The organism is Streptomyces umbrinus (genome assembly GCF_030817415.1).
GTDB classification, from domain to species: domain Bacteria; phylum Actinomycetota; class Actinomycetes; order Streptomycetales; family Streptomycetaceae; genus Streptomyces; species Streptomyces umbrinus_A.
Map to the genome: position 1 here is coordinate 5832369 of NZ_JAUSZI010000002.1, position 24959 is coordinate 5857327.

Genomic DNA, 24959 nt, shown 5'->3' on the forward strand with positions numbered 1-24959 from the left:
TGGTGCGGGGCCGGGCAGGGCGGGGCGGGTCCCGGCGAGGCGAGGGTGCTCAGGCCTTGGCGCGGAGGACGTCGATGTTTCCCCAGTTGGACCGTGCGCGGACCTTGACGGTCTCCTCGGTCTGGTCCGGGGCCTCGGACGCGGCGAGCGTGTTGCGTACGTGCCCGCGGTTGGAGCTGACGTCGAGCCAGGCGGCGGTGCCCTCGCGGATACCGACCTCGATGGCGCCGTTGGAGGTCTCCAACTGGACGTTGCCGCGGGTGACTTCGGCGACGCGAAGGGAGCCGTTGGTCGTGGTGCCGACGACCGAGGCCTCGGCGCGCGCGATGTCGATCGCGCCGTTGGCGCCACTCATCCGCAGCTCGCCGGTCACGGCGCCGACGGTCGTGCTGCCGTGCGAGTTCTTCAGGACGGCGGGGCCGTCGACAACGCCGACGCGCACGTTGCCGGTGCTGGTGGTGATCTCGGCCATGCCTTCGACCCGGTCGACGGTGCTGGAGCCGTGCGAGACCTTCAGCTGCAGCGGGCCCGTGGTGTCGAGGCGGACGTCACCCGCCGAGATCTTCACACGGACCTCGCCGAGCCGGCCCTCGCCGATCATCTGGGTCCCGGCGCCGGTCATGTCGACGTTCGAGCCCGTGGGCAGTTCCACGGACACGTCGACGGTGCCGCCGCGCCCGAGCAGGTTGGCTTTGGGCGTGGTGACGGTCAGGGTGCCGCTCGCGTAGGAGACCTCGGTCTGGTCGGCCGTCCGTACGTCCAGGTCCTTCTTCGGGTCACGGGGCCGCACGTCGACGACGGTGTCGAGGCGGTCGCCCGTGGTGAACCGGATGGAACCGGCGTACACGTAGGCGGTGGCCGAGATCGGTTCGGGAGTTTCGAAAGAAGGCATGGCTGTCCCGTCCTCTTGAGTCCTTGGGCCGTCCCCGCTGGTGGGACGTGGTGTGAGTGAAGTGGCGTACGTGAAGTGATGTGAGTGAAGTGGCGGGGGGCGCGGGCGCCGTCAGCGCACCCAGCCCGTGATGCTCTGGCCGATGGTCTGGGTCCTCTCGGTCGTACGCGGCCGGGTGCCGCCGTCGACCGCGGCCGACACCGCGCGCACCAGCCACGCGTTGACCGACAGGCCCTCGCGGGTCGCGGCCTCCTCCGCGCGGGCCTTGAGGTGGGCCGGCATACGCAGGTTGACGCGGGCGGTGCCGCTCTCGTCGCCGTCGGCCGGGGCCGGGGCCCTTAGCGGTTCGACGGGCTCGGCCGGCTCCGCGGAGGCGCCGCCGTCGGTGGGCGGCGGTGTCACGACGAAGTCGGGGTCGAGCCCGCGCAGCCGTACGTCGACCGAGCCGGGGGCGAGTTCACGGGTGATCTCGTCCGTCGCGGCGGAGAGCACGTTGAGCATGATCAGCCGGGTCGCCGACTCCAGGGGAGCCGTCAGCCTCTCCGCCAGCTCGCGGGCTTCGTCGCCGCCGGCTTCGGCGGCCACCGCGAGTTCGCGGCGGAGGCTGTCGACATACGGGGTGAGGTCCATGACGCCATGATGGCACCACAATGGCGCCACATGCAAGCCCTGAGGTGAAGTCTCGGATTCAGCGATCAACACAATCAGCTTGACCTGCGAAAATAAACTGGCACCTAGCTGAGCGATTGTGGCACCAAGAGCGCTCACGCACCTTTCATGGCTGGGATTGGCACCGCGCGGCACCGAATGACACCGCCCGGCACCACTCGGTGCCAATCGGCGCCAATCCGCGCCACCGGTGCCGCCCGGCACCAACCCGCGCCACCCGACGCGACTCGACGTCATGTGATGCCATGCGAGGCCATCAGCGAGGCCCGTTCCTTCGAATCCGGTCTCCTCCACAGCCCCTGAACTGCGGAAACACGGGCCTCCATCGCGTGGGGATCGAGGTCCGTGTCATGCTCTGGTCTCCATTCCTGTCCCTCGGAAGCCCTGTCCCTCGGAAACCCAGTGCCGACATCGACTACCCGACCGATGACTTCCTGGTTGCCCGGTGCGCCGACGGCTCGTAAGGACCGCTCGTGACCAAGGCTCTTCCCGGCCCGCCGCAGGACGCCCTGGCCGCGCAGACGTCACCGACATCCCCACCGACACGAATACCGGCCCAGACACCGGCACAGGCACAGGCACAGGCACAGGCCCCGGTACGGACACTCGGGGTCGCGATACCCGGGCCGGTCGCGCTCCCCCCGCGTGACCGGCGCCCCCGCCGAGCCGGCCGGCCGGGCCGGCTCGACCCGTGTCTCCTCGCGGTCGTCCTCTTCGCCGCCTACACGGCCTCTCCCTCGCCCGCTACCGGAACCTGGCCACCCGTTCCTGGGACCTCGGCATCTTCGAGCAGGCCGTCCGCGCGTACGCGCACCTCCAGGCGCCCGTCGTCGATCTGAAGGGGCCGGGGGCCAATGTCCTGGGCGACCACTTCAGCCCGGTCACCGCTCTCCTCGCCCCCGTCTACCGGGTCTTCCCCTCCCCGCTCACCCTGCTCGTCGCGCAGGCCGCGCTGTTCGCGCTGTCGGCCGTGCCGGTGACCCGTGCGGCCGCCGGGCTGCTGGGGCGTCCACGCGGGCTCGCGCTCGGCATCGCGTACGGCCTGTCCTGGGGCATCCAGCGTGCCGTCGACTTCGACTTCCACGAGATCTGCTTCGCCGTGCCCCTGATCGCCTTCAGTCTGGAGGCGGTCCTGGCCCGGCGGTGGCGCGCGGCGCTGCTCTGGGCGCTGCCCCTGGTGCTGGTCAAGGAGGACCTCGGAGTGACGGTGGCGGCCATCGCCCTCGTCGTCGCCCTGCGGTGCCGCCGCGACTCCCGGCGCACGACCCTGTACGCCCTCGCCGTGGCGGCGCTCGGCATCGCCGCCACCCTGGTCGTACTCGTCTTCGTCATCCCGGCCTTCAACACGACCGGCGGCTACGACTACTGGACCAAGGTCGACGGCGGCTCGACCCTCCTCGACGGCACGGGCGACAAACTCCGCACCCTCGCCTGGCTGTTGGTGCCGACCACCGGGCTGCTGGCGCTGCGCTCCACGCTGTCCGTCGTCGCACTGCCCACGCTCGGGTGGCGGTTCCTCTCCTCCGACGACCACTACTGGGGGACCGACTGGCACTACAGCGCGGTCCTGATGCCCGTCGTCGCGCTCGCCCTCGTCGACGCCCTCGCCGGTGCCCGGTACAGCCCGCGGCCCTGGCTGCGTACGTACGCGCATCATCTGCCCGCGGCCGTCGCCGCGGCCGCGCTGTCGCTCACGACCACGCTCCCGATGGCCGTACTGACCGAGCCCGCCGCCTACCGCAAGCCGGCGCGCGTCACCGCGGTCGAGCGTCTCCTGGACCGGATCCCGGACGGCGCGACCGTCGAGGCCGACATCCGCCCGAGCAGCCGCCTCACCTCGCGCTGCCGTGTCCTGTGGGTGGGCGACACCCGCGGGATCACCCCCGACTACATCGCCCTGCAGAACTCCCGCGACCGGATCCGCGACATCGAGGCCCGCGCGCGGCAACTCCACCCCCGCGCCGATTACTCGCTCGTCGGCACCGTCGAGGGATACGTCGTCCTCAAGCTCGACCCCTGATCGCGCCTTCCCCCGATTCCCCCGATTCCCCCGACACCCCCATTGCCTCCGATCCCTCCGACTCCTCGGAAGAGCCCAGCACCGCGATCGTGCCCTGCGCCACGGCGCACAGGCTCTCGGCGCCCTCGTCGTCCACGGTGGACAGGTCGCAGCGGCAGACGACGCGGGTGCGGCCGGCCCGGACGACCTGCGCGCGGGCCCGCAGCAGTACGCCCTCGGCCGGGCGCAGATAGTCGATGGTGAAGCCGGCGGTGATCAGCCGGGAGTGGGTCGCGGCGCCCGCGGCGAAGGTCAGCGCGTTGTCCGCGGCGTAACCCAGCACACCGCCGTGCAGGAAGCCGTACTGCTGGCGCAGGTCGTCGCGGATGTCCAGCTCGAGCGTCGCCTCACCGTCCCCGAAGGACACCAGTCGGGCACCGACCAGGTTGCTGAAGGGCTGGGCCGCCAGCACCTTCTGGGCAGCCGCCAGATCCGGGATGTCACTCACACCACACCTCGCCTCACTTCACTTCACTTCACTAGTGAAGTGAGAATCCCGCGCATCCGCCGGATCTGTCAAGATCGCCCCATGTCCGAGACCGGCCCCGACCCCGGGGACACCCCCGAGCCCGACCCGCGCCTCTTCTTCCATCTCCAGCGCGCGGCCCACCAGTTGCGTACGACCGCGGACCGGCGCTGTCTGGCCGCCGCCGGGATCACCACGGCGCAGCTCGGCGCGCTGTTCGCCGTGCGCGAGCAACCCGGCGTCACCCAGCGGGAGTTGGCCCGCACCCTGGGGCTGCGCGAGTCCGCCGTCACCGCGCTCGTCACCCGGCTCACCACGGCCGGTCTCGTCACCAAGCAGGCCCACCCGCGCGAACACCGGGCCGTGACACTGGAGTTGACGTCCGAGGGAGCCGGTGCCCTGCGCGCCGCCCAGCCCGAGATCGACCGCTTCAACGGCGAGATGCGGGCTCTTCTCGGCGAGGACGAGTTCGTACGCACCGCCGCGGCCCTCCGCCGACTGGCGCACTGGGAGTCCTGACCGAGGTCAGCGGAGGATCTTCACCCGGCGCGTCTCCGACACCTGGTCGATGTCCGAGGTGCGGACGGTGACCTTCATCGTCCAGGTGCCCGGGATGGGCAGGTTGAGGGACGAGGTGCCCCAGTAGCCACCCTTGTCGGTGAGGCCGGCGTCGATCGGGCCGATCTTCTGGGAGGCGAGGGTGAAGGAGAGGCGGATCTCGGGGACCGTGGCGATGCCTCCGTCCGGACCGATGATGACCGCCTCGACCGTGTTCTCGCCGACACGGCCCGGTTCCAGGACGATCTGGACCTTGCCGTGGCCGCCCGGAGTACCGACGTCGAAGGGGATCAGCGTCGTCGACGCGGTCCGCTGACCGGCCGCCGCGGTCTCCTCGGCCGCCGCCGTCTCGATCTCGGCGCGCCCCGGCTGCGTACCGGTGAGAACCGTCGTGATCACCAGCACGACCACGCCCACGACGACCTCGGCCAGAACCGAGCGGCGCAGGGCACCGCGGCGGGCGCTGGGCAGAGAGGTCGGCCCGGACTCGTTGTCGGGCTTCTCGCCGGACCCGTCTCCGGCCGCGGCCGACGTGGACTCCCCCGACGTGGACTCCCTGGTGTCCCCACTCGAACCACCCGCCCCAGGGCCGGAGTCAGCGCCCCCGCCCGCACGCGCCCCCACCGTCTCCAGCACCGGGACCCGCAACGGCTCCTCCGCGTCCGTCAGCCGGCCCGTCCAGCGGCGCGAGAAACCCGCCGCCGCCAGCAGTACGACCACCGCGCACACCTTGGCGACCAGGATCCGGCCGTACGACGTGTCGAACACCGCGTCCCACGAGCCGAGCCCCCGCCAGGACTGGTAGACGCCGGTCAGCACCAGCACGCCGACCGAGGCGAACGCGAGGCGCGAGAAGAGGGCAACGGAGGCCGCCGAGAGCAGCGCCTCCGAGCGGTGGAGCGTGGTGAGGAGCGCCGCGAGACCGCCCAGCCAGACCGCCATCGCCAGCAGGTGCAGTACGGAGGAGGTCATCGCCAGGGGGACCTGGATCCCGGCGGACGCGTGCTCGGCGGCCGCCCAGGTACCCGCCAGACCGACGGCGAGAAGCCCACCGACCGCGAGCACGACCGGCTTCGGCCGCACCTGTTCCTTCTCCGGACCCTCCGTCTCCGCCGATGCGCCCCGACCGACCCGTACGAGGAAGACCGCCGCCCCCGCAAGCAGTGCGAGCCGGGCCAGCAGGGCCCAGCCCGGCCTGCTGGTCAGGGTGTTCTCGATGAGTTCGGGGTCGAGGAGGGTGGAGGGGCCGGTGCCGCGCTCGTACGGGCCGCGGAACAGCAGGAGCGCGGCCGTCGTGGCGACGAGGACCCACCAGCCGGCCCGGACGAGTCCGCGCAGCGGCTCGGCGGAGGGCGGGCGGCAGACCAGGACGAAGGTGGCCGCGCCGATGAGCAGGGCGACGGCGGCGTACGCGGCGTAGCGGGCGATGTCGTAGAGCGCGCCCGAGGCGGGGTTCACGGCCGGCTCGGCGGAGACGGACGCCGTGGTCTCGGACGGTTTGCCGATGGAGAAGGTGAAGGCACCCGAGATGGGGTGGCTGTCCGCCGAGACCACCCGCCAGGCCACGGTGTACGTACCGTCGGCCAGGCCGTCGTCGAGCGGCACCCGGACCGTGTCGGACCGGCCGGACGCGTGCTCGGTGTCGCCCGCGTTCACCCGGCGGTTCTCGGGGCTGAGGACGCGCACCGAGTCGTCGGTGATGCCGACCGACTCGGTGAAGGTCATGGTGACCTGCTTCGGCGCGGACTTGAGGACGGTTCCCTCACCGGGGGTCGTCTCGCGCACGGCCGAGTGGGCGGACGCCGGGCCCGCGCCGCCCAGCAGGAACAGCGTGCCCAGCAGGACGACGAGGGCGACTGCCCGGCGTGGCGCCGACACCCGTAGTACCCGTAGCACTCGGTGTATGCGGCGCACTCGGCCCACGTCGCCTCTCCCTACTGCTCGTCCTGCTCGCCCTGCACGTCCATGTACGTCTGCGGCTGTCCGCGGCTACGGCCTCGGTGGGAGTACGGATGTACGCGACACCTTGTTCAACACGGCCCGCGCCCGCACCGGCCGACCAGGACCGCCCGGGCACCGGCGTTCACCAGGTCGGCCGCGCCGACACCCCGCCGTCCACGACCAGGTCGTGCCCGGTGATCCAGGAGGCCATCGGCGAGGCGAGGAAGACACAGGCGTCGCCCACGTCCTCGGGACGCCCCAGCCTCCCGGTGGGCACCGCCTGTTGCCAGCGCCGTACGCCGTCGGGCCACGCCTGCGCGAGGCCCGCGCGGTCGATCAGCCCCGGGGAGACCGTGTTCACGCGGATTCCGTAGGGACCGTACTCCAGGGCCGCCGAGCGCGCGTGCGCGACGACGGCCGCCTTGGACGCGGAGTAGTGGGCGTGCAGGGGAGCGGGGTGTGTGGCCTCGATCGACGCGATGTGCGTGATGCTGCCCACAGGCCCACCGGACGAGCCCCGCCGGTCGCCCGGGTCACTCGGGCCGCCCGGGTCACTCAGGTCACTAGGACCGCTCTGCTCCCTCCCGTCGCGCATCGCCTCCACCGCCGCCTGCGTGCACGCGAACACGCTCGACACATTGGCGTCGACCACCGCCCGCCAGTCCCCCGCCGTCATCCCGGGCAGCTCCTGGACCGGCTGTACGCCCGCGTTGTTGACCAGGGCCGTCAGCCGGCCGCCGCACCGGTCGGCCGCCTCGCGCACCAGGCGGTGGCACTCGTCCTCGATGGTCAGATCGGCACGCAGGGCGACGGCGCGTCCGCCCGAGCCGACAATGAGGTCGACGACTTCACGGGCGGCCTCCGCGTTCGTACGGAAGTGGACGGCCACGGCCGCCCCCGCCTCGGCGAACCGCAGCGCGATGCCCCGGCCGATGCCGCCCGACGCTCCGGTGACGAGGGCGACCTGCCCGTCCAGAAGTCCACCGAGAAGTCCGCGGCGGTGTCCGTCGCGGTGTACGCCGTCCTGGCCGCTCACGGGCGGCTCAGCGCGGCGATCCGCGCGGCCCGGTCCGGGTAGCGGGCGGTGAGTTCCGCCGCGTCCCCGTGCTCGTACCCCTCGTAGGTGAAACCGGGCGCCATCGTGCACCCGAAGAACGACCAGCCGGTGGCGGTCGCGACCCGCGCGCCCATCCAGGTGCCTGCGGGCACGGTGTACTGGAGGTGCTGGCCGCGGAGGACGTCGGGGCCGAGCAGGACCGTACGGGACGTGCCGTCGGGGGACAGGAGCAGCATCTCCAGCGGATCCCCCAGGTAGAAGTGCCAGGTCTCGTCGGCGGGGAGTCGGTGGAGCGCGGAGAAGTCATCGGGTTCCGCGGTCAGGAGGACCACTATCGCGGACCCCTCGGGGCGGCCGTCGGGCCGTTCGGGACCCGCCCAGGTACGGGCGAAGAGACCGCCCTCCTTGGGGATGGGCTCCAGCTTGTAGTGGGCGACAAGGGCTTCGGGAGTGATGTCATGGACCACCTACCGACCATGCCCCAAAGGGAGTTGGCGATGCGCCAACCGGACCGCGACGCGCGGAACGCCCGGCGTCGCACCGAGGCAGTCGTCGCCCCCCTCGTCCCTAAAAACCCGCGGCTTCCCTTGTCAGGAACGCCAGTTGGGCCTTCTTCGCCGGCAGGTACACCTCCGGCAGGTCGATCTCCGGGAGCACGACCGGTGGACCGAGTACGAAGCCCTGGCGGGTCAGGCGGGTGATCGCCTTCGCGTTGCGGGTGTCGGGTTCGACCACGACCCGGCGCCGGTCGAGGACGCCCAGCACATACTCGGTGAACGCGGTCAGCAGCGCCGAGCTGTGCCCCGGCCGCTCGTCGCCCTCGCCGGCGGGCGCGATCAGCAGATGGACGCCGATGTCGCCCGGCTCCACCTCGTAGCACTCACCGACCCGGTCGGCCTCCGGCTCGTACGTCTGGAAGAGCGCGGCCGGCCGGCCGTCCAGGACGGCCAGGTAGGCGTGGTGGGTGTCGAGGGAGTCGAGATGCCGGTACGTCTCCAGCACCTGCTCCCTGCCGAAGCCGCCCATGCCCCAGAACCGGGCACGCTCGGCCGTCACCCACGCATGGAGCACGTCCAGGTCGGCGTCCGGGTCCACACGCAGGACGCGGACCGTGCCGAGACCGTCGACGACCTGCTCGTGAACGGCCTCACGGCTCGCGGCGTACGGCTCTGACGTCATCGTTGTGTCCTCCATGAGCTGGGTCCAGTCGGTCACGACGGGGACGAGATCTCCCCGGACCCACAAGGGGAGTTGATCGCGGTGGTGCGGTGAATCCGGGACACCCGAGGCACCGAACGGCACCACCCAGAGGCTGTTCTCGCGCCGCGCGACGTCCCACACATAGCGGGCGGCGGGACCGCGGGCGGCCCGGTCGGTGAGCCCCGGCACCGCGGAGGTGCACAGCACGCAGTCGTGGTCGCCGGAGAGCCCGGGCTCCCGTTCGTCGTACGAGGGGTCCGGCAGCGCCCGCCAGGAAGCGAGGCGGTGGGTGTCGCCCCACGTGCCCCTCGGCGGGTCCCCGGCCACCTCCTCCACGGCCGCCCTGACGACCTCGGCACGGTCGATCCCGTACAACTCCTCGGCCCTGAGCAGGCTTTCGAGTGCGAAGGCGATTCGGGGGACGAGTGCGAGCCAGGGGCGGAAGACTTCGGGGTACAGCGGGGGTTCGGCGAGGCGGGCCAGGGCGGGGTGGGCCGCGAGGCGGCGTACGACCGCGCCCCGGCCCGCCGCATAGGCGGCCGCCTCCGTGCTGTCGGCTGCCATGTGGCGGTCCCAGTGGAGGAGCCGGTCGCGCAGGGAGGCGGCCTCGGGGGTGAGGCCGTCGAGGGCGGCGAGGCGGTCCAACAGCGGGGCCGCGGAGGCGAGATGGGTGTCCATGTGGAGGGCGGCCATGTCGGCGGCGGACCAGTCCCGCCGGGTGCCGAGGAGTGCGCGCAGCCGGGTGGCCCGGTGGGGCGGGGCGAACTCGACACCGAGCGGGGTCGCCGGGCCGCGCTGGTTCGCCATCACCGCGATGCCGTCGTCGACCGTGCCGCGCGGCATGGGGGCGTACCAGCCGCGCCACTCGTGCCCGGGCTCCCAGGCGTTGACGATCCGCGTGCGGTTGTCCTCGCTCCGGACCGGGACCCTGCCCGCGACCCGGTGCAGCAGACCGCCCTCGGCGTCGGCGGCCTGGACGACGTTGACGGGTTCGGCCCAGTCGTCGAACGCGCGGTCCACGTCGGCGACCCGGCGGGCGCGGAGGAGGGGGAGGAGGGAGGAGAAGCCGAGGTCCTCGGTGACTCGGGGCGGGTGGCGGAGACTGAGGGGGGCGGTCGAGGCGTCGCCGCCGCGGTCCCTGCCGCTGCCACCGTCCGTGTCGCCGTCGCCGTCGCTGTACGGGTCCGTGTCGCTGTACGGGTCCGTGTCGCCGTACGGGTCCGTGTCGCCGTTGATGACCACCGGGCCGCGGTCGGTCTCGATCACTTCCACCTCAACGGGGTCGCCGCCGGCCACCTCGATGAACTCGGTGTGGCGGGAGGCGGGGTGCCAGGCCCCGTCCGGGCCGAGCGCCTCCACCCGGTCGCCGTGGCCGGTCCGCCGGAGCCGCTCGCGGTACAGGTCCTGGCAGTCGGCCATCGCGTTGGTGATCGACCAGGCGACCGTGCCCGTGTGGCCGAAGTGGGCGATGCCCGGGACGCCCGGCACGGCGAGGCCGATGACGTCGAACTCCGGGCAGGACAGGCGGATCTGCTGGTAGACGCCGAGGGCCTCGATGTAGCGGTGGGGGTCGCCGGCGATGACCGGCCCGCCGGTGGCGGTGCGCTCGCCGGTGACGAGCCAGCCGTTGCTGCCGGAGGTGCCGGGTCCGTCGGTGGCGAAGAGGCCGACCGCGTCCGGACCGAGATGGCGTACGACCTCCTCGCGCCAGAGCTTGGCCGGGAACCCGGCGAAGAGGATGTGCGTGGCGAGCCAGACGCCGAGCGGGGTCCAGGGTTCCCAGTGGTCGGGGGCGAGGCCGACGCTCGCGAACTCGGGGGCGCGGCGGGCGCCTTCGGGCAGGCCCTGGTTGACCCCGTCGACGTACGCCCGGACCCAGGCGGCCGTCTCGGGGTCCCGTCTCTCCAGGGCGGTGAAGCAGCGTCTCGCCGTGTCGTCGAGCCGGGCCTGTCTCGCGAACCGGTCCCAGCCGAGCGCGTCCGCGCCGAGGAACGCGGCCGAGGTGCCGCGCGCCCGGTGCCGTTCGACCTCCAGCTGCCAGGCGCGGTCGTGGGCGGTGGCCAGGCCCTGGGCGTGGGCGAGTTCACGCGCGTCGCCCGCGCGCAGATGTGGGACACCCCAGGCATCACGGTAGATCTCGACGGTCACCCTGTGTCTCCCATGTGGATTAGGTTAGGCTCACCTAAGTAAGGTGCGCCGGAATCGTACGCGAAGGGTGAAGACGTCATGGGGCAGGGTCACGGCTGGGAGGGCGCGGTCCTCAAACTGTTCCGGGGCAAGGACTTCGAGTTCACGGTCACGGGAGCGGCGGACGTCACCGAGCACTACCGCCGGGTGCACCTCACCGACGGCGGCATGCTCGCGGCGACCGGGGTGCACCCGACGATGTGGGTGCGACTGTGGTTCGACAACGCGGGCAAGCCGCACCAGCGGGCGTACACACTCGTGGATCCGGATCCGGACGCGGGGACCTTCAGCCTGGAGTTCGCGCTGCACGAGGGGTGCGCGAGCGACTGGGCGCGGGCCGCGAAGCCCGGGGACACGATCGAGGCGACGGTCCAGGGCACGGGCTTCACGGACCCGGACCCGGCACCCTCCCACGTCCTGGCGATCGGCGACACGGCCTCCCTCCCCGCGCTCAACTCCCTTCTCGGGGCGGTGGGTTCGGCGCCCACGACGATCTGGTTCGAGTCGGCGGAGGGCCTGGACGGCCTGCCCCTCCAGGCGGACCCGGACCGCCATGACGTCCGTACGGTCCCCCGGCTCGACAAGGGCGCGCACCTGGTGGCCCAGGTGAAGGAGGCCGTGCCGGAACTTCTGAAGGACGCGGCCGACCCGTACGTCTGGATCGCCTGCGACACGGCGACGACGCGGGCGCTTGCCGCCTACTTCCGCAAGGAGCTGGCGCTGCCCAAACAGCGGGTGAACGCGCTGGGGTACTGGCGCGCGGCCTGAGCGGCCACGCGCGATGATCGGAGCATGGACGCCACGCTTCACCTAGCCCAGCAGCCCGAGGCCGACGAACTGCTCGGCCGCAGCCCGCTCGCCGCGCTCGTAGGCATGCTCCTCGACCAGCAGGTTCCGATGGAGTGGGCCTTCGCGGGCCCGTACACGATCGCGCAGCGCCTCGGCACGGACGATCTCGACGCGCACGAGATCGCGGCGCACGACCCCGAGGCCTTCGCGGCGCTGCTGTCCGAGAAGCCGGCCGTGCACCGCTACCCGGGCTCGATGGCGAAGCGGATCCAGCAGCTGTGCCAGTACCTCGTGGAGCACTACGAAGGGGACGCGGCGAAGGTCTGGGAGGGCGTGAAGACCGGCGAGGAACTCCTCCGCCGTCTCAAGGAGCTGCCCGGCTTCGGCGCCCAGAAGGCGCAGATCTTCCTCGCGCTGCTGGGCAAGCAGCTCGGCGTACGCCCGAAGGGCTGGCGCGAGGCGGCCGGTGCGTACGGGGAGGACAAGTCCTTCCGCTCGGTCGCCGACATCACGGGGCCGGAATCGCTGGTGAAGGTACGGGCGCACAAGCAGGAGATGAAGGCGGCGGCGAAGGCGGCGAAGGCCTCCGGCAAGTGAGGGCCCGCGGCGCGTAGGCGACCCGCGGCGCGTAGGAGGGGGCTGCGAGGGGACGGCCGGGGGAGGGGTCAGTCGGTCGGCCGTCCCGGGTGGCGGGGTGCCGGACGCCGGTCCGAGCATGGAGCATGGCCGAGGTACCGAGCAGAGCGCCCTGGGGGTCGGACGACGACCGGCGGGTCCACGCGGCCCGCGACCCGCACCGGCCGGAGAGGCCCGGCGGACCCGGAGGGCTCGGTGGCTCCGGAGGACTCGGTGGTCCCGGCGGACCCGAGAATCCGCTCTTCCGCCTCACGCGCACCGCCTGGCAGGCCGTACTGGCCGCCGGGATCGCGACACTGCTGCTCGGCGTCATGATCCTGGTGTGGCCGGAGGCGACGCTGTTCGCGGCGGGGGTGCTCTTCGGGCTCTACCTGCTCTTCAGCGGCGTACTCCAACTGGTCTCCGCCTTCGGTACGCACGCGGCGACCTCCCTGCGGGTCATGGCCTTCATCAGCGGAGCCCTGTCGATCCTGCTCGGCCTGTTCTGCTTCCGCGGGGCGATGCAGTCGATCCTGCTGCTCGCGCTGTGGATGGGCATCGGCTGGCTCTTCCGGGGCGTGACACAGACCCTGGCCGCCGTGTCCGACCCGTCCGCCCCCGCCCGCGGCTGGCAGATCCTCCTCGGCGTCCTCAGCTTCCTCGCGGGCGTCGTCCTGATCGTCTCCCCCTTCGAGTCGGTCGCCGTCCTCACGGTGGTCGGCGGCTGCTGGCTCCTGGCCCTCGGCATCACGGAGATCATCACGGCGGTACAGCTGCGCAGGCGGGCGCGGTATGCGCCGCGGGCGCTTTGAGGTGGGCCGGGTTGTGGTCGGGTGCGGGCCCGGTGGGGGCTTGTCAAGCAGTTCCCCGCGCCCCTGAAGCAGCGGGGCTGCGCCCCTGGCTTTCGTCTTTAAGGGGCGCGGGGAACTGCGCGCTCAGCCCGAACGAACCCGCACCCACCCACCACACCGAACCCCCACCCACTCCAGGGGCGCGGGGAACTGCGCGACAAGCCCCCACTCACCCGCACCCGAAAACGCAGCCCGCCGCAGGCGACGGCGTACGCCAAGAGGGGGGTTCTCGGGACCCGGCCGATGAACCACCCACCCGTCCCGGGGACATGACCACTCATGAGCCCCGACCGGTTCACCCCACGGCGCGAGCGCCGGAACCGTCGGCCCACCTGGCCACGGTTCCTCATGGCGCTCGCGGCCGTGCTGTGCGCGACGTGCACGGTGAGTGCCGTGGGCGGCCACACAGGAACCCGCACCGCACCACCGGCCGCCGTCTCCACCGAGTCCGGTCTGGAACACCCCCACGACCTCCTGGACACAGCCCTACGCCCCCCGGCCCGCCAGGGCCACCGCCCCCTCGTACCCCAGCGCCCCGCACGACCCCCCGTCCCCACTCACCCGCGCCCGAGGCCACACGCCCACCCCGTACCTCCGTACGCCCCCACCCCGCGCGCCCAGCGCTGCATGGTCCTCCGCTGCTGACGGTCCCGCTCCGGACCGCTCCCCCTCCCCACCAGCAGCACGAGAGGACCCCCATGTCGAAGGACCCGTACGCGATCCTGCGTGCCCTCGTACGCGCCGAATCCCTCCGCAACGCCCCGAAGCCGACGCCGGCGCGTGACACCCACCAGGTCACCCCGGAACCCGCCCCGGAGCAGCAGTCCCCGCCGAAGGACCACAAGCGCGACTGAGCCGCCCCACCGCCGGGGAGGCGGACCTGTACCGCCTCCCCGGGCCCCCGGCACGGGGCTACCGCCTCCGCCGAGCCGTTCCGAAGATCGACCGGGTGATCTCGCGACCGATCTGCGTACCCAGGCTCCGGGCCAGGGACTTGAAGACACCGCTGCCGACGACCTGCTCGACGACGGAGGAGTCCTGGTCGTCGGCCTGCCGGCCGCGGCCCCGCGACGAAGCCGACTCCGCGGGGGCCGAGGGCGCCGCGGGCGCCGGGGAGGACGCGGCCTCCTTCTCCCTCGCCGTCAGCTTCTCGTACGCCGACTCCCGGTCGACCGCCTCCGCGTAACGCCCGTACAGCGGCGACTGCTCGACCGCCCGGTCGAGGACGGCCGGGTCGACGGGCCCCATCAGGGACTCCGGCGCCCGCAGCCGTGTCGCCGCGACCGGCGTCGGCGCGCCCTTCTCGCTGAGGACGGTCACCACGGCCTCGCCGGTCCCGAGCGCGGTGAGGACCTCCTCCAGGTCGTACGGGGAGTTGGGGAAGGTCTTCACGGTCGACTTGAGGCCCTTCTGGTCGTCGGGCGTGAAGGCGCGCAGCGCGTGCTGCACCCGGTTGCCGAGCTGGGCGAGGACATCTCCGGGCACGTCCTTGGGCGTCTGCGTGACGAAGAAGACACCGACCCCTTTCGAGCGAATCAGCCGGACGGTCCGGGTGATGGCGTCCAGGAAGGCCTTCGACGCGTCGTTGAAGAGCAGGTGCGCCTCGTCGAAGAAGAAGACGAGCCTCGGCTTGTCCACGTCACCGACCTCCGGCAGATCGTGGAAGAGGTCGGCGAGCAGCCACATCAGGAACGTGGAGAAGAGCTGCGGCTTGTCCTGCACTGCGGGCAGCTCCAGAACAGAGACCGTGCCCCGCCCGTCCCTCGCCACGCGCGACAGCTCACTCGTGTCGAACTCCGGCTCCCCGAAGAACGGGCTCATCCCCTGCGCCTCGAACGCCGTCAGCGAGCGCAGGATCACTCCGGCCGTGGCCGTGGAGAGCCCGCCGATGCCCTTGAGCTCGGACTTCCCCTCGTCGGAGGTCAGGAAGGTCACCACGGCCCGCAGGTCCTTCACGTCGACCAGCTCCAGGCCCTTCTGGTCGGCGTAGTGGAAGATCAGGCCGAGCGACTGCTCCTGGGTCTGGTTGAGCTGAAGCACCTTGGACAGCAGGACCGGCCCGAAGCTGGTGACGGTCGCGCGTACGGGGATGCCGTGCCCCATGCCCCCGAGGGCGTAGAACTCGCAGGGGAATCCGGCAGGCGTCCACTCCTGACGGACCTCCCCGGCCCGCGTCCGCACCTTGTCGTTCTCCTGTCCCGGCGCCGAGATCCCGGAGACGTCACCCTTCACATCGGCGAGGAACACCGGCACGCCCTGCGCGGACAGCTGCTCCGCGATGAGCTGCAGGGTCTTCGTTTTGCCCGTACCGGTGGCCCCGGCGACCAGCCCGTGCCGGTTGAGCATCGGCAGGGGGATCCGGATCTGTACGTCCGGCAGGCACCGCCCGTCCCACAGCAGGGCGCCCAGATCGAGCGCGGGGCCCGTGAAGGCGTATCCGGAAGCGATTTCGAGGACCGGCCGGGGAAGCGCGGGAGCACCACTCACGCCTTCGGGTGCCTTTGCCGGCGGCGCTTCACTGTCAGTCATTTCAGACCCCTGTTTCCCGGTTTACCCAAGACTGTCCTCGGCCCGCATCCGAACCGATCTTGAAAGGGTGATCTAGGAGAATTACCGGTTTGCCCCTATTTACGGCGTCATTTCCAGCGTCGCACTCCGCCACCATGGCTGCGCCCGGAAGCTCTTGACCGGTAGGCTTTCCGTGTGATCTTCAAGCGCATCGGAAACGGCCGGCCGTACCCCGACCACGGCCGGGAAAGCACCCGGCAGTGGGCGGACGTCGCGCCACGCCCGGTCCGCCTCGACCAACTGGTGACGACCAAGGGCCAGCTCGACCTGGAAACTCTGCTCGCCGAGGACTCCACGTTCTACGGCGACCTCTTCGCGCACGTCGTGAAGTGGCAGGGCGACCTCTACCTCGAAGACGGCCTCCACAGAGCCGTCCGAGCCGCCCTCCAACAACGCCAGGTCCTCCACGCCCGAGTCCTGGAACTGGACTGACCCGGGCCCCGTAAGGGGCGCGGGGAACTGCGCGCCCAGCCACGGACGGCCCGCACCGACCGTCCTACGGGTGCGCCCACCCACCAGGGGCGCGGGGAACTGCGCGACCAGCCCCCACCGGCCCGCAGCCAAAAGCCCCCCGCCCCGCCCCCGCGGAGCGAATTGGCCCTTTCGGGTTGGACTGACCCCCGGTCAATGATCATCTAGTAGGCATCACCGCCAACGCGCACTACGCTGCGCCCATGAGCATGCTGACTCCCCCTGGCATGGGCGGCCAGTACAAAATCACGGGGGACAAGTACCCGCGGATGCGCAGAAACCGAGGGCGCCGCAGAATCGCGCTCGCGGTAGTCGCCTCCGTCGCCGCGCTCGGACTGATCGGCTGGGGAACGCTGCAGCTCATCGACGTCTTCGCAGGCGGCGGCGACGAGGCTTCCGCGGCAGGACCGGCCGCCGACTGCACGGCATCCCCCTCGCCCTCCGCAAGCCCGGTCAAGGCCCTCCCCAAGCCCGGCCAGATCACCGTGAACGTCTTCAACGCCACCCCCCGCGGCGGCCTCGCGAAGGACACCGCCGACGAGCTGAAGAAACGCGGCTTCAAGATCGGTGACGTCGGCAACGCGACGAAGACGTACGACAAGAAGGTCAAGGGCGCCGGGATAGTCCTCGGTGCCAAGGCGGCCTCCGACGCAGCGCTCCCCGTCCTCGCGACGCAGCTCACCGGCGCCGAGCTGAAGACCGACACCCGCGCGAAACCCGCGGAGGTCGACCTGATCCTCGGCACGGCCTTCAAGGCCCTGACGAAGAAAGAGGACGCCGACAAGGCCCTGACCACGTTGGCCAAGCCCGCACCGACGCCCTCGGCGACGAAGAAGAGCTGCTAGCAAGTCCCGTACGGGCCCGCGCCCTGCATGAGCGCGGGCCCGCTATTCGGCAGCGCCGTACATCCGGTCGCCCGCGTCGCCCAGTCCCGGGACGATGTAGCCGTGCTCGTTCAGGCGCTCGTCGACCGACGCGGTCACGACCGTCACGGGCGTGCCCGCGAGCTCGCGCTCCATGACCTCGACGCCCTCGGGGGCGGCGAGGAGGACCACGGCCGTCACATCGTCGGCGCCGCGCTTCATGAGCTCCTGGATCGCCGCGACGAGCGTGCCGCCGGTGGCGAGCATCGGGTCGAGGACGTACACCTGGCGGCCGGAGAGGTCGTCCGGCATGCGGGTCGCGTACGTGGACGCCTGGAGCGTCTCCTCGTCGCGCACCATGCCCAGGAAGCCCACCTCGGCGGTCGGCAGCAGGCGCACCATGCCGTCGAGCATGCCGAGACCGGCCCGCAGGATCGGCACGACGAGGGGGCGCGGGTGGGACAGCTTGACGCCCGTGGTCGGGGACACCGGGGTCACGATGTCGACCTGCTCGGTGCGCACGTCCCGGGTGGCCTCGTAGGCGAGCAGGGTGACCAGCTCGTCGGCGAGCCGCCGGAAGGTCGGGGAATCGGTGCGACGGTCGCGCAGCGTGGTGAGCTTGTGAGCGACCAGAGGGTGGTCGACGACGTGGAGACGCATGCCCACAAGGGTATCCGGGCGCCCGCCTCCCGCCCCTGGCCCGCCACCGACTCGTCCGATACCTCGCCCCGCCTTGAACCACCTGTAAACCCCAGCTGGCATCAAACCGCCCGTCGGAGGGAAAGTGGGAAGGACCGACTGGGGGTGTTGCCCATGTCCGACCCGGAGCAGCGGAGCCGTGAGGAACGCGAGGACCCGGTGAGCGAGGCCGCGCGACGCAGGCGCCGCGCCCAGTTCCTGCGTGAGCTCACGGAGGCGCGCGAGCTGCGCGACCGGGTGCAGCCCCGGCGGGCCAAGACGGCCCGGCTGCGCCACGCCATGCGTATGCGCACATTCCGCTGGTAGGCCGCCGGTAGCCACGCCCGCGCAGGTCCCGCCGTGGCGCGGGCAGACCGCCCGCCCCCGGGACCGTCCGCCGGCGACCCGCCCGACGATCACTCGGGAAGCCGCGTGCGAAGCGGAGGCCGTGTCGGCGTACGATCCCGCTGTCGGTGGGTGCTGGGCGCCCAGGTGAGGCCGTACGGCGGCGTGACGCACGCGACACGCGAACGGGCGCTGAGACGCGACCGGGACACAGCGAGCCGAAGACCTCTCCTGAACGCTCCGTTTCTGCCACGATTCCGAGTGGGCGGGGCTCGGCATACGCACTCCCCGCCCACAGCCTCCGCCGGGGGGACCCCCAACCGGCACGTCTATGACCAGTGGGAGAGTCACGGTGTACTTCGCCGCACTGCTCGCGCGCACCGAAGACGGGTGGGAAGCGAGCGACACAGAGCTCGACGATGTGGAGACCCTGTCGGATCTGAGCGACCTGGCCCGCGAAGCCTCGGTCGACGACGACACGGTGCTCGTCTACATCGAGCAGGAGGACGCGTGGTTCGGAGTCGTCCGTGTGGACGGCGAGGAGGACCCTCGTATCTACGTCTCGGACGCAGCGGCCGCTGCCCGCAGTTCGTACGGCGAGATCCTCCTCACCGACGAACTACTCGGAAGGGATCCCGGCGACGACGATGTCGCCGACCTGGACTCCCTCGACCTCGACGGTACGGAGGACGGTGAACCCGAGAACGAGGCCGACGACGACGATGAGGACGACGTCGGCGTCACCGCCAAGGGTGAGACCGTGCCGTCCGGACCCATCGGAGACCGCGAGGTCCTCACGGACCTCGGCGTGAACGAGAAGGAGCTGCTGGCCCTGGACAGCACGGACGCGCTCGGTGAGATCGCCGAGCGGCTCGGCGCGGCGGAGGTCCTGGAGACCGTCCGCTGACTCCCCCGAGCGCTCAGGAGGAACAGGACCCCGTACGCGACCGCTGGCGGGCGGCGATGCGGCTCGCCCTGGACGAGGCCGGGTCGGCCGTCCGGGGCGGGGACGTCCCCGTCGGCGCCGTCGTGCTGTCCCCGGACGGCACGACGGTCCTCGCCACCGGCCACAACGAACGTGAGGCGACCGGCGATCCGACCGCCCACGCCGAGGTGCTCGCCATCCGGCGGGCCGCCGCGAAGCTCGGAGAATGGCGGCTCGGCGGCTGCACGCTCGTCGTGACCCTCGAACCCTGCACGATGTGCGCGGGCGCGATCGTGCAGTCCCGCGTGGACCGCGTGGTCTACGGCGCCCGCGACGAGAAGGCGGGCGCGGCCGGCTCCCTCTGGGACGTCGTACGCGACCGGCGGCTCAACCACCGGCCCGAAGTGATCGCCGGCGTACTCGACGAGGAGTGCGCCCGGCTGCTCACCGACTTCTTCCGCGACCGCTGATCCGGCCGCCGGCGCAGACGCCCGGCCGGGGGCCGAATACCGATTTCGGAGCACGGCCCAACGTGGGCTAGGATCTCTCTCGGTAGCGTGTCCGAGCGGCCGAAGGAGCTCGCCTCGAAAGCGAGTGTGGCGCAAGTCACCGAGGGTTCAAATCCCTCCGCTACCGCTTCTGAAGGGCCCCGTCGAAAGACGGGGCCCTTCGTGCTTTCCGAACCCGGCACAACACTCGGCACAACACTCGGCACGACGTGAAAGATCGTCATATCAACTGCCCGGGTTACACTCACCGCCGGCAACAGGGGTCCCAACAGGCGCAGCCGACAAGACAGCAGGCAGCAGGCACACGGGGAGGCCGCGATGGCGGTGAATTCGAAGAAGATCGCCGTCTACGTGCTCATCGTGTTCGCGCTGTACGTGATCATCACCGACCCCGCCAAGGCCGCCGACTACGTCCAGATAGGGTTCGAGGGCATTTCGAATGCCGCTCAGGCCGTCGGGGACTTCATGACGTGGATCGCCGACGGGGCCAAGAACTAGGAGTCCCCGTGATCCGCCATCTGGTCCTCTTCAAGCTCAACGAGGGTGTGGAGCGCGACGACCCGCGCGTCGTCGAGGGCGTCGCCGCCTTCCGCGCCCTCGGCGGACAGATCCCCGAACTGAAGTTCTGGGAGTGCGAGTGGAACATCACCGACCGGCCCATCGCGTACGACTTCGCGATCAACTCGGCGGTCGAGGACACGGACGCGCTCAAGCGGTACATCGAGCACCCCGCGCACCAGGCGGGCGTCGCACTGTGGCGGGAGTTCGCCACGTGGGTGATCGCCGACTACGAGTTCTGAAGCGCGCCCGGCGCACGCCCCCGGCCCCCCACCTGAACGGCGGGGGGCCGTTTCGCGTCTCCGGCCCCGCTCGGGAACCCGCCGGGAACCCTCCCCGGGCCCCAACTGACGCTCAACACGGAGTTATGCGGTGCTTGCACACGGTGCACATGTCTTGTGATGCTATGACCGCTTTTGACGGATGAGTTGACGGATGTTGACCGACCCAGAGGTGGAGTTGACCGTGCCGGCCAGTACTGCGCCTCAAGCACCGCCCCATGAGCCCCCGGCTCCACCCTCGGCCCCAGCCCAGGAGCGCCTTCCCGACACCCCCGAGGAAGGCCCGCAGCGCCGCCGCGGGGCCGACACCCGGGCCCTGACCCAGGTCCTCTTCGGCGAGCTCAAGAACCTTGAGCCCGGAAGCCCCGACCACGGCCGGGTGCGGGCCGCGCTGATCGAGGCGAACCTCCCGCTGGTGCGGTACGCCGCCGCCCGGTTCCGGTCGCGCAACGAGCCCATGGAGGACGTCGTCCAGGTCGGCACCATCGGCCTGATCAACGCCATCGACCGCTTCGACCCCGACCGGGGCGTGCAGTTCCCGACCTTCGCGATGCCCACGGTGGTCGGCGAGATCAAGCGGTACTTCCGCGACAACGTCCGCACGGTCCACGTACCGCGCCGGCTGCACGAGTTGTGGGTCCAGGTGAACAGCGCGACCGAGGACCTCACGACGGCCTTCGGGCGCACGCCCACGACCCGTGAGATCGCCGAGCGGCTGCGGATCACCGAGGACGAGGTCCTGGCCTGCATCGAGGCCGGACGCTCGTACCACGCGACCTCGCTGGAGGCCGCCCAGGAGGGCGACGGACTGCCGGGGCTCCTGGACCGGCTCGGCTACGAGGACCCCGCGCTCGACGGGGTCGAACACCGCGACCTCGTACGGCACCTCCTCGTCCAGCTCCCCGAGCGGGAGCAGCGGATCCTTCTCCTGCGCTACTACAGCAATCTGACGCAGTCACAGATCAGTGCCGAACTGGGCGTTTCGCAGATGCATGTGTCAAGGCTGCTCGCCCGCAGCTTCGCCAGACTGCGATCCGCAAACAGGATCGAGGCGTAACCCTCAAGAGCGAATCGCCCCAAAGGCCTTTTCGTGACATTTCTGCGCCTAAAAAGCGTCAGACCCCACTTTTCCAGGGCCTATTCACCCCTCCTGTGTCGACATGTCACTACAGCGTGTTGCCGACATGTGACATTCTTCCGGTGACGCGTTTGCCGCAGCCCCACCTCCGGTATTCAGGTGGAGGCTGCGTTCCTTCGACGGGAGCGTCCGCCGCGACCGTCCGCGACCCAAAGGGGGTGGCATGTCCGCAGACCAGGGCAGCTCGAAGGTGCTCACGCTCACGAAGAGCGAACCGGCGCCCGACGCGCTTCACAGTGTCGTTGCCGATGTTCCGGCCGTCCCGGCCGTGGAAGCCCCGGCCTTTCCCCCGACCTCGGAAGCCATCGACACCCGCACCCTGTCCCGCTCCCTGTTCCTGCGGCTCGCCGCACTCGACGAGAACAGCCCCGAGCGTGCCTACGTACGGGACACGCTCATCGAGCTCAACCTCCCGCTGGTGCGTTACGCGGCCGCGCGTTTCCGGTCGCGCAACGAGCCGATGGAGGACATCGTCCAGGTCGGCACGATCGGCCTGATCAAGGCGATCGACCGCTTCGACTGCGAACGCGGGGTCGAGTTCCCGACGTTCGCGATGCCGACGGTCGTGGGCGAGATCAAGCGCTTCTTCCGGGACACCTCGTGGTCGGTGCGGGTGCCGCGCCGCCTCCAGGAGCTGCGGCTGGCCCTCACCAAGGCCAGTGACGAGCTCTCCCAGAAGCTGGACCGCTCGCCGACCGTGGCCGAACTCGCCACCGTCCTCGGCGTGTCCGAGGAGGACGTGGTCGACGGCCTCGCGGTCGGCAACGCGTACACGGCGTCGTCGCTCGACTCGCCGGCCCCCGAGGACGACGGCGGCGAGGGTTCCCTCGCGGACCGCCTCGGCTACGAGGACACGGCGCTGGAGGGCGTCGAGTACCGCGAGTCCCTGAAGCCCCTGCTCGCCAAACTCCCGCCCCGCGAGCGGCGGATCATCATGCTCCGCTTCTTCGCGAACATGACGCAGTCGCAGATCGGCGAGGAGGTCGGCATCTCGCAGATGCACGTCTCCCGGCTGCTCACGCGGACGCTGTCGCATCTGCGGGAAGGCCTGATCTCCGACTGAGATCCCGACCGAGGGTTCATAATTGACGACCCGTCAGTCACACTGGCGCGATGCGCCGACGGATGGGTCAGGAGTCGATTCGTGGTCGCCGAGGTGCCCTTGTGGGTGCCTCGGCGGCTGTCGTCTGTCTGGGTACGCTTCTCGCCGCCTGCGGGACCGGCAACGGCAGTGAGGGTTACGTCGCCGTGCAGCGCCCCGCGTCCTCCGGCGAGGCGGTGGCGCCCACCGGGGATGTGGAGTTGGTGCCGCTGGACGGCGCTGCGGCGTCCGACGGGGCGATGGGCGGGGGCAGTTCGGCGCCGGGCGGGCCCGGATCCGGCTCTGGGTACGGGAGTTCGGGGTCTCCGGCCAGCCCCGGAAGCGGAAGCGCGGGCGAAAGAGGCTCGGCCGCGTCGGGATCCGACGGTGCCGACCGTACGACTCCGTCGACGGGCGGCAGCAACTCCGGCTCGGACTCCGGTTCCGCGAACGGGAGTTCCGGCACCGGAGCGCCGAGCGGCGGCGCGGAAAGCCCCGCGAGCCCTGCGAGTCCTGCGAAGCCCGGGCCCGCCGTGCTCGACATCGGCGACCCCGAGCGGGAGCCCGCCGACAAGCGCTGGTGCGAGAAGGTCACCGTCGGCTTCCACAACACCGGGGGCACCGCGGTGCGTTCGGGCACGGTGACTCTCGGGACGCACATCATCGGGGCGCTCGGGATCGACTGGGCGACCGTCGAGTCGGCCGAGAAGCTTCCCGCGCCGATCACTCCGGGCACGCGGGAAGAGAAGACCTGGACGGTGTGCGTCGACGCGTGGCGCGTACCGCTGGGTATGCACATCGAGACGCGGGACGTGTCCGTCCGGTTCGAGTAGGCGCACGCGGAGGGCGCCTTGCGGTGCCCCGGCCTACGTGAACGCCTGCGTGAGTCCTACTTGAGCGCGAGCCAGGCGACGACGGCCACGACCGCGACGGCCACGATCACGCCGACGATCAAGCCGATGCGGGGGCCTGCGGGGGCCGCCTGCTGCTGGCTGCTCTGCGGGTCGTCGACGAACGCTCGGAACATCTGGGTGCTACCCGCGGGGTCGTAGTTGCCCTCGGGGCCCTGGGTGTTTGCCATGGGCCTGGACTCTAGGTGGCGCTTCGGGTGAACGTCCACCCGGGTGCCCCTTTGGGGCGGCTCGGGTGGTGGGTGTGGGGTGGGGTGATTCGTTGACCGCGGGCCGTCGTGGTTGTTCGCGCAGTTCCCCGCGCCCCCAGAAAAGCCCGTGGCCCAGGCCGGATCACCACGTGCCGGTCCGTCGTGGTTACTCGCGCAGTTCCCCGCGCCCCTAAAGACACCGGTGGCTGAGGTCGGTTCGACATGTGCCGGTCCGCCACCGTTGCTCGCGCCGTTCCCCGCGCCCCTTACGGGGCACGGCCGGAGGGGACGTGGCGGGATGTGTGGCCGCAGCTCACGAGGACACCGGTGTTCGGTCACCGGGTGGCGGCGGGCGGTGCGTCTTGCGCTGCGGACGGACATGCCGACGCGGCCCCGCACGCGAACGACGAGCCGACACCCCACCCACCCAGGGGCGCGGGGAACTGCGCGATCAGCCCCCACCCACCCGCAGCCGAATACGAACCCACGAAAGCCACCCCACCTGCACGTTTACGTTTGGCAATACTTGCCTTTGCCAAGGTTTTAGACCAGCACCCCCACTTTCATTTGCCTGCAGCAACCAACAGTTCTTATGGTTGCCTGAAGCAACAAACAAGGGAGGTGCGATGGCTGCTCGACGTCAGTACGAGGAGCTGGCCCGGCAACTCAGCGCCATCGGCGCTGTGAAGCGCGGCCTGGGCCGAGTCCTCCCGCACGAGTGCCCGGCAGGGTCCGCCGCCGTGCTCACCCTGCTCGACCGGCACGGCGAGATGCGGATGAGCCGGCTCGCGGAGCTGCTCGCCATCGACATGTCGGTGACGAGCCGCCACGTGGCACACGTGGCGGAACGCGGCTGGATCGACCGTTCCCCCGACCCCGCCGACAAACGCTCACGCATCCTGCGGCTCACCCCCGCGGGACGCGACATGCTCGCCGAGCTCTCCGAGCGCTACATGAACGCGCTCGTCCACTACCTGGCGGACTGGTCGGACGACGAGGTCGACCAGCTCAACACTCTGCTCGCCCGCCTCCGCACCGGCTTCGGCGACTGCAGGCCAGTACCGGCGGCCGCACCTGCCGCACCCCCCATACCGCCCGCACCACCCCCCTCACCCCTCGTCGAGCAGACCACCCGTACACCCGCATGACGCATCAC

General features: G+C 71.2%; 26 protein-coding genes, 1 tRNA gene and 2 pseudogenes. 18 read left to right on the forward strand and 11 right to left on the reverse strand.

Going from position 1 to position 24959, the window contains the following annotated elements; all coding sequences use genetic code 11:
• Window positions 1-49: 49 nt before the first annotated feature.
• Both QF035_RS25495 and QF035_RS25500 read right to left on the reverse strand, forming a co-directional pair.
• Window positions 50-892: a DUF4097 family beta strand repeat-containing protein gene (locus tag QF035_RS25495; RefSeq protein ID WP_307522916.1), complete on the reverse strand. Its 843-nt coding sequence runs from the start codon at window positions 890-892 to the stop codon at window positions 50-52.
• Between the two features lie 111 nt (window positions 893-1003).
• Window positions 1004-1522 (reverse strand): toxin-antitoxin system HicB family antitoxin, encoded by a 519-nt coding sequence (locus tag QF035_RS25500; RefSeq protein ID WP_055614605.1) that lies wholly within the window; start codon window positions 1520-1522, stop codon window positions 1004-1006.
• Between the two features lie 656 nt (window positions 1523-2178).
• On the opposite strand from QF035_RS25500, the pseudogene QF035_RS25505 reads away from it, so the two are divergent.
• A pseudogene (locus QF035_RS25505) lies at window positions 2179-3581 on the forward strand (DUF2079 domain-containing protein).
• 79 nt (window positions 3582-3660) lie between these two features.
• On the opposite strand, the pseudogene QF035_RS25510 reads toward QF035_RS25505, so the two are convergent.
• Window positions 3661-4068 (reverse strand): annotated as a pseudogene (locus tag QF035_RS25510) (PaaI family thioesterase); the annotation flags it as partial.
• 81 nt (window positions 4069-4149) lie between these two features.
• Between QF035_RS25510 and QF035_RS25515 the strand changes: the two are divergent.
• The gene (locus tag QF035_RS25515; protein WP_307522917.1) at window positions 4150-4605 is read left to right on the forward strand and encodes a MarR family winged helix-turn-helix transcriptional regulator; all 456 of its coding nucleotides are present in this window, start codon (window positions 4150-4152) and stop codon (window positions 4603-4605) included.
• A gap of 6 nt (window positions 4606-4611) precedes the next feature.
• Here the strand turns inward: QF035_RS25515 and QF035_RS25520 are convergent, their stop codons facing one another.
• The 4 genes from QF035_RS25520 to QF035_RS25535 all read right to left on the reverse strand — a co-directional run bounded on the left by QF035_RS25520 (window position 4612) and on the right by QF035_RS25535 (window position 10990).
• The gene (locus QF035_RS25520) at window positions 4612-6522 is read right to left on the reverse strand and encodes a copper resistance CopC/CopD family protein (RefSeq protein ID WP_307522918.1); all 1911 of its coding nucleotides are present in this window, start codon (window positions 6520-6522) and stop codon (window positions 4612-4614) included.
• A 205-nt stretch (window positions 6523-6727) separates the two neighbouring features.
• A complete protein-coding gene (locus tag QF035_RS25525) occupies window positions 6728-7621 on the reverse strand; it encodes an SDR family NAD(P)-dependent oxidoreductase (RefSeq protein WP_307522920.1) in 894 nt (297 codons plus the stop codon).
• Window positions 7618-8097: a cupin domain-containing protein gene (locus QF035_RS25530; protein WP_307531409.1), complete on the reverse strand. Its 480-nt coding sequence runs from the start codon at window positions 8095-8097 to the stop codon at window positions 7618-7620. Before QF035_RS25530 ends, QF035_RS25525 begins: the two co-directional genes overlap by 4 nt.
• 112 nt (window positions 8098-8209) lie before the next feature.
• Window positions 8210-10990 (reverse strand): GNAT family N-acetyltransferase, encoded by a 2781-nt coding sequence (locus tag QF035_RS25535; RefSeq protein ID WP_307522921.1) that lies wholly within the window; start codon window positions 10988-10990, stop codon window positions 8210-8212.
• Window positions 10991-11068: 78 nt separating this feature from the next.
• Here QF035_RS25535 and QF035_RS25540 point away from each other — a divergent pair, with 78 nt between their 5' ends.
• From QF035_RS25540 to QF035_RS25555, 4 genes are all read left to right on the forward strand, one after another.
• Window positions 11069-11797 (forward strand): siderophore-interacting protein, encoded by a 729-nt coding sequence (locus QF035_RS25540; RefSeq protein WP_307522922.1) that lies wholly within the window; start codon window positions 11069-11071, stop codon window positions 11795-11797.
• 24 nt (window positions 11798-11821) lie between these two features.
• Entirely contained in the window at window positions 11822-12415 is a 594-nt protein-coding gene (locus QF035_RS25545) for an HhH-GPD-type base excision DNA repair protein (RefSeq protein WP_307522924.1), read from the forward strand.
• Window positions 12416-12540: 125 nt separating this feature from the next.
• Window positions 12541-13245 (forward strand): HdeD family acid-resistance protein, encoded by a 705-nt coding sequence (locus QF035_RS25550; RefSeq protein WP_307522925.1) that lies wholly within the window; start codon window positions 12541-12543, stop codon window positions 13243-13245.
• Window positions 13246-13982: 737 nt separating this feature from the next.
• Window positions 13983-14138 (forward strand): hypothetical protein, encoded by a 156-nt coding sequence (locus tag QF035_RS25555; RefSeq protein ID WP_307522926.1) that lies wholly within the window; start codon window positions 13983-13985, stop codon window positions 14136-14138.
• Window positions 14139-14196: 58 nt separating this feature from the next.
• Here the strand turns inward: QF035_RS25555 and QF035_RS25560 are convergent, their stop codons facing one another.
• On the reverse strand, window positions 14197-15813 hold the full coding sequence (locus tag QF035_RS25560; RefSeq protein ID WP_307522927.1) for a helicase HerA-like domain-containing protein: 1617 nt from the start codon (window positions 15811-15813) through the stop codon (window positions 14197-14199).
• Between the two features lie 174 nt (window positions 15814-15987).
• On the opposite strand from QF035_RS25560, the gene QF035_RS25565 reads away from it, so the two are divergent.
• Window positions 15988-16284: a type II toxin-antitoxin system VapB family antitoxin gene (locus tag QF035_RS25565; RefSeq protein WP_003999914.1), complete on the forward strand. Its 297-nt coding sequence runs from the start codon at window positions 15988-15990 to the stop codon at window positions 16282-16284.
• A 266-nt stretch (window positions 16285-16550) separates the two neighbouring features.
• Window positions 16551-17168, forward strand: coding sequence for a LytR C-terminal domain-containing protein (locus tag QF035_RS25570; RefSeq protein WP_307531411.1), 618 nt, complete (start codon window positions 16551-16553; stop codon window positions 17166-17168).
• Window positions 17169-17210: 42 nt separating this feature from the next.
• Here the strand turns inward: QF035_RS25570 and upp are convergent, their stop codons facing one another.
• Window positions 17211-17846 carry a uracil phosphoribosyltransferase gene (gene upp, locus QF035_RS25575; RefSeq protein ID WP_143643421.1) on the reverse strand — a complete coding sequence of 212 codons (636 nt, stop codon included), beginning with the start codon at window positions 17844-17846 and terminating at the stop codon, window positions 17211-17213.
• 153 nt (window positions 17847-17999) lie between these two features.
• On the opposite strand from upp, the gene QF035_RS25580 reads away from it, so the two are divergent.
• The 8 genes from QF035_RS25580 (at window position 18000) to QF035_RS25615 (ending at window position 22683) form a co-directional block, all read left to right on the forward strand.
• Window positions 18000-18191 carry a hypothetical protein gene (locus QF035_RS25580; protein ID WP_269650280.1) on the forward strand — a complete coding sequence of 64 codons (192 nt, stop codon included), beginning with the start codon at window positions 18000-18002 and terminating at the stop codon, window positions 18189-18191.
• 370 nt (window positions 18192-18561) lie between these two features.
• Window positions 18562-19116, forward strand: coding sequence for a tRNA adenosine deaminase-associated protein (locus tag QF035_RS25585; RefSeq protein ID WP_269650292.1), 555 nt, complete (start codon window positions 18562-18564; stop codon window positions 19114-19116).
• Window positions 19117-19172: 56 nt separating this feature from the next.
• The gene (gene tadA, locus QF035_RS25590; RefSeq protein ID WP_269650279.1) at window positions 19173-19604 is read left to right on the forward strand and encodes a tRNA adenosine(34) deaminase TadA; all 432 of its coding nucleotides are present in this window, start codon (window positions 19173-19175) and stop codon (window positions 19602-19604) included.
• 81 nt (window positions 19605-19685) lie between these two features.
• Window positions 19686-19770 (forward strand) — tRNA-Ser (locus QF035_RS25595).
• A 191-nt stretch (window positions 19771-19961) separates the two neighbouring features.
• Window positions 19962-20141 (forward strand): hypothetical protein, encoded by a 180-nt coding sequence (locus QF035_RS25600; protein ID WP_055618264.1) that lies wholly within the window; start codon window positions 19962-19964, stop codon window positions 20139-20141.
• Window positions 20142-20149: 8 nt separating this feature from the next.
• Window positions 20150-20443, forward strand: a complete 294-nt coding sequence (locus QF035_RS25605) for a Dabb family protein (RefSeq protein WP_055618263.1) — start codon at window positions 20150-20152, stop codon at window positions 20441-20443.
• Window positions 20444-20636: 193 nt separating this feature from the next.
• On the forward strand, window positions 20637-21539 hold the full coding sequence (locus QF035_RS25610) for an RNA polymerase sigma factor SigF (RefSeq protein ID WP_307522929.1): 903 nt from the start codon (window positions 20637-20639) through the stop codon (window positions 21537-21539).
• A gap of 244 nt (window positions 21540-21783) precedes the next feature.
• On the forward strand, window positions 21784-22683 hold the full coding sequence (locus QF035_RS25615) for an RNA polymerase sigma factor SigF (RefSeq protein WP_307522930.1): 900 nt from the start codon (window positions 21784-21786) through the stop codon (window positions 22681-22683).
• 175 nt (window positions 22684-22858) lie between these two features.
• On the opposite strand, the gene QF035_RS25620 is transcribed toward QF035_RS25615, so the two are convergent.
• Window positions 22859-23245 (reverse strand): hypothetical protein, encoded by a 387-nt coding sequence (locus QF035_RS25620; RefSeq protein ID WP_307522931.1) that lies wholly within the window; start codon window positions 23243-23245, stop codon window positions 22859-22861.
• Between QF035_RS25620 and QF035_RS25625 the strand changes: the two genes are divergently transcribed.
• Window positions 23235-23534 carry a hypothetical protein gene (locus QF035_RS25625; RefSeq protein ID WP_307522932.1) on the forward strand — a complete coding sequence of 100 codons (300 nt, stop codon included), beginning with the start codon at window positions 23235-23237 and terminating at the stop codon, window positions 23532-23534. The genes QF035_RS25620 and QF035_RS25625 overlap by 11 nt on opposite strands.
• 56 nt (window positions 23535-23590) lie before the next feature.
• Here QF035_RS25625 and QF035_RS25630 read toward each other — a convergent pair whose 3' ends face one another.
• Window positions 23591-23782: a hypothetical protein gene (locus QF035_RS25630; RefSeq protein ID WP_307522933.1), complete on the reverse strand. Its 192-nt coding sequence runs from the start codon at window positions 23780-23782 to the stop codon at window positions 23591-23593.
• Between the two features lie 647 nt (window positions 23783-24429).
• Here QF035_RS25630 and QF035_RS25635 point away from each other — a divergent pair.
• Window positions 24430-24951 carry a MarR family winged helix-turn-helix transcriptional regulator gene (locus tag QF035_RS25635; RefSeq protein ID WP_307522934.1) on the forward strand — a complete coding sequence of 174 codons (522 nt, stop codon included), beginning with the start codon at window positions 24430-24432 and terminating at the stop codon, window positions 24949-24951.
• Window positions 24952-24959 lie beyond the last annotated feature (8 nt).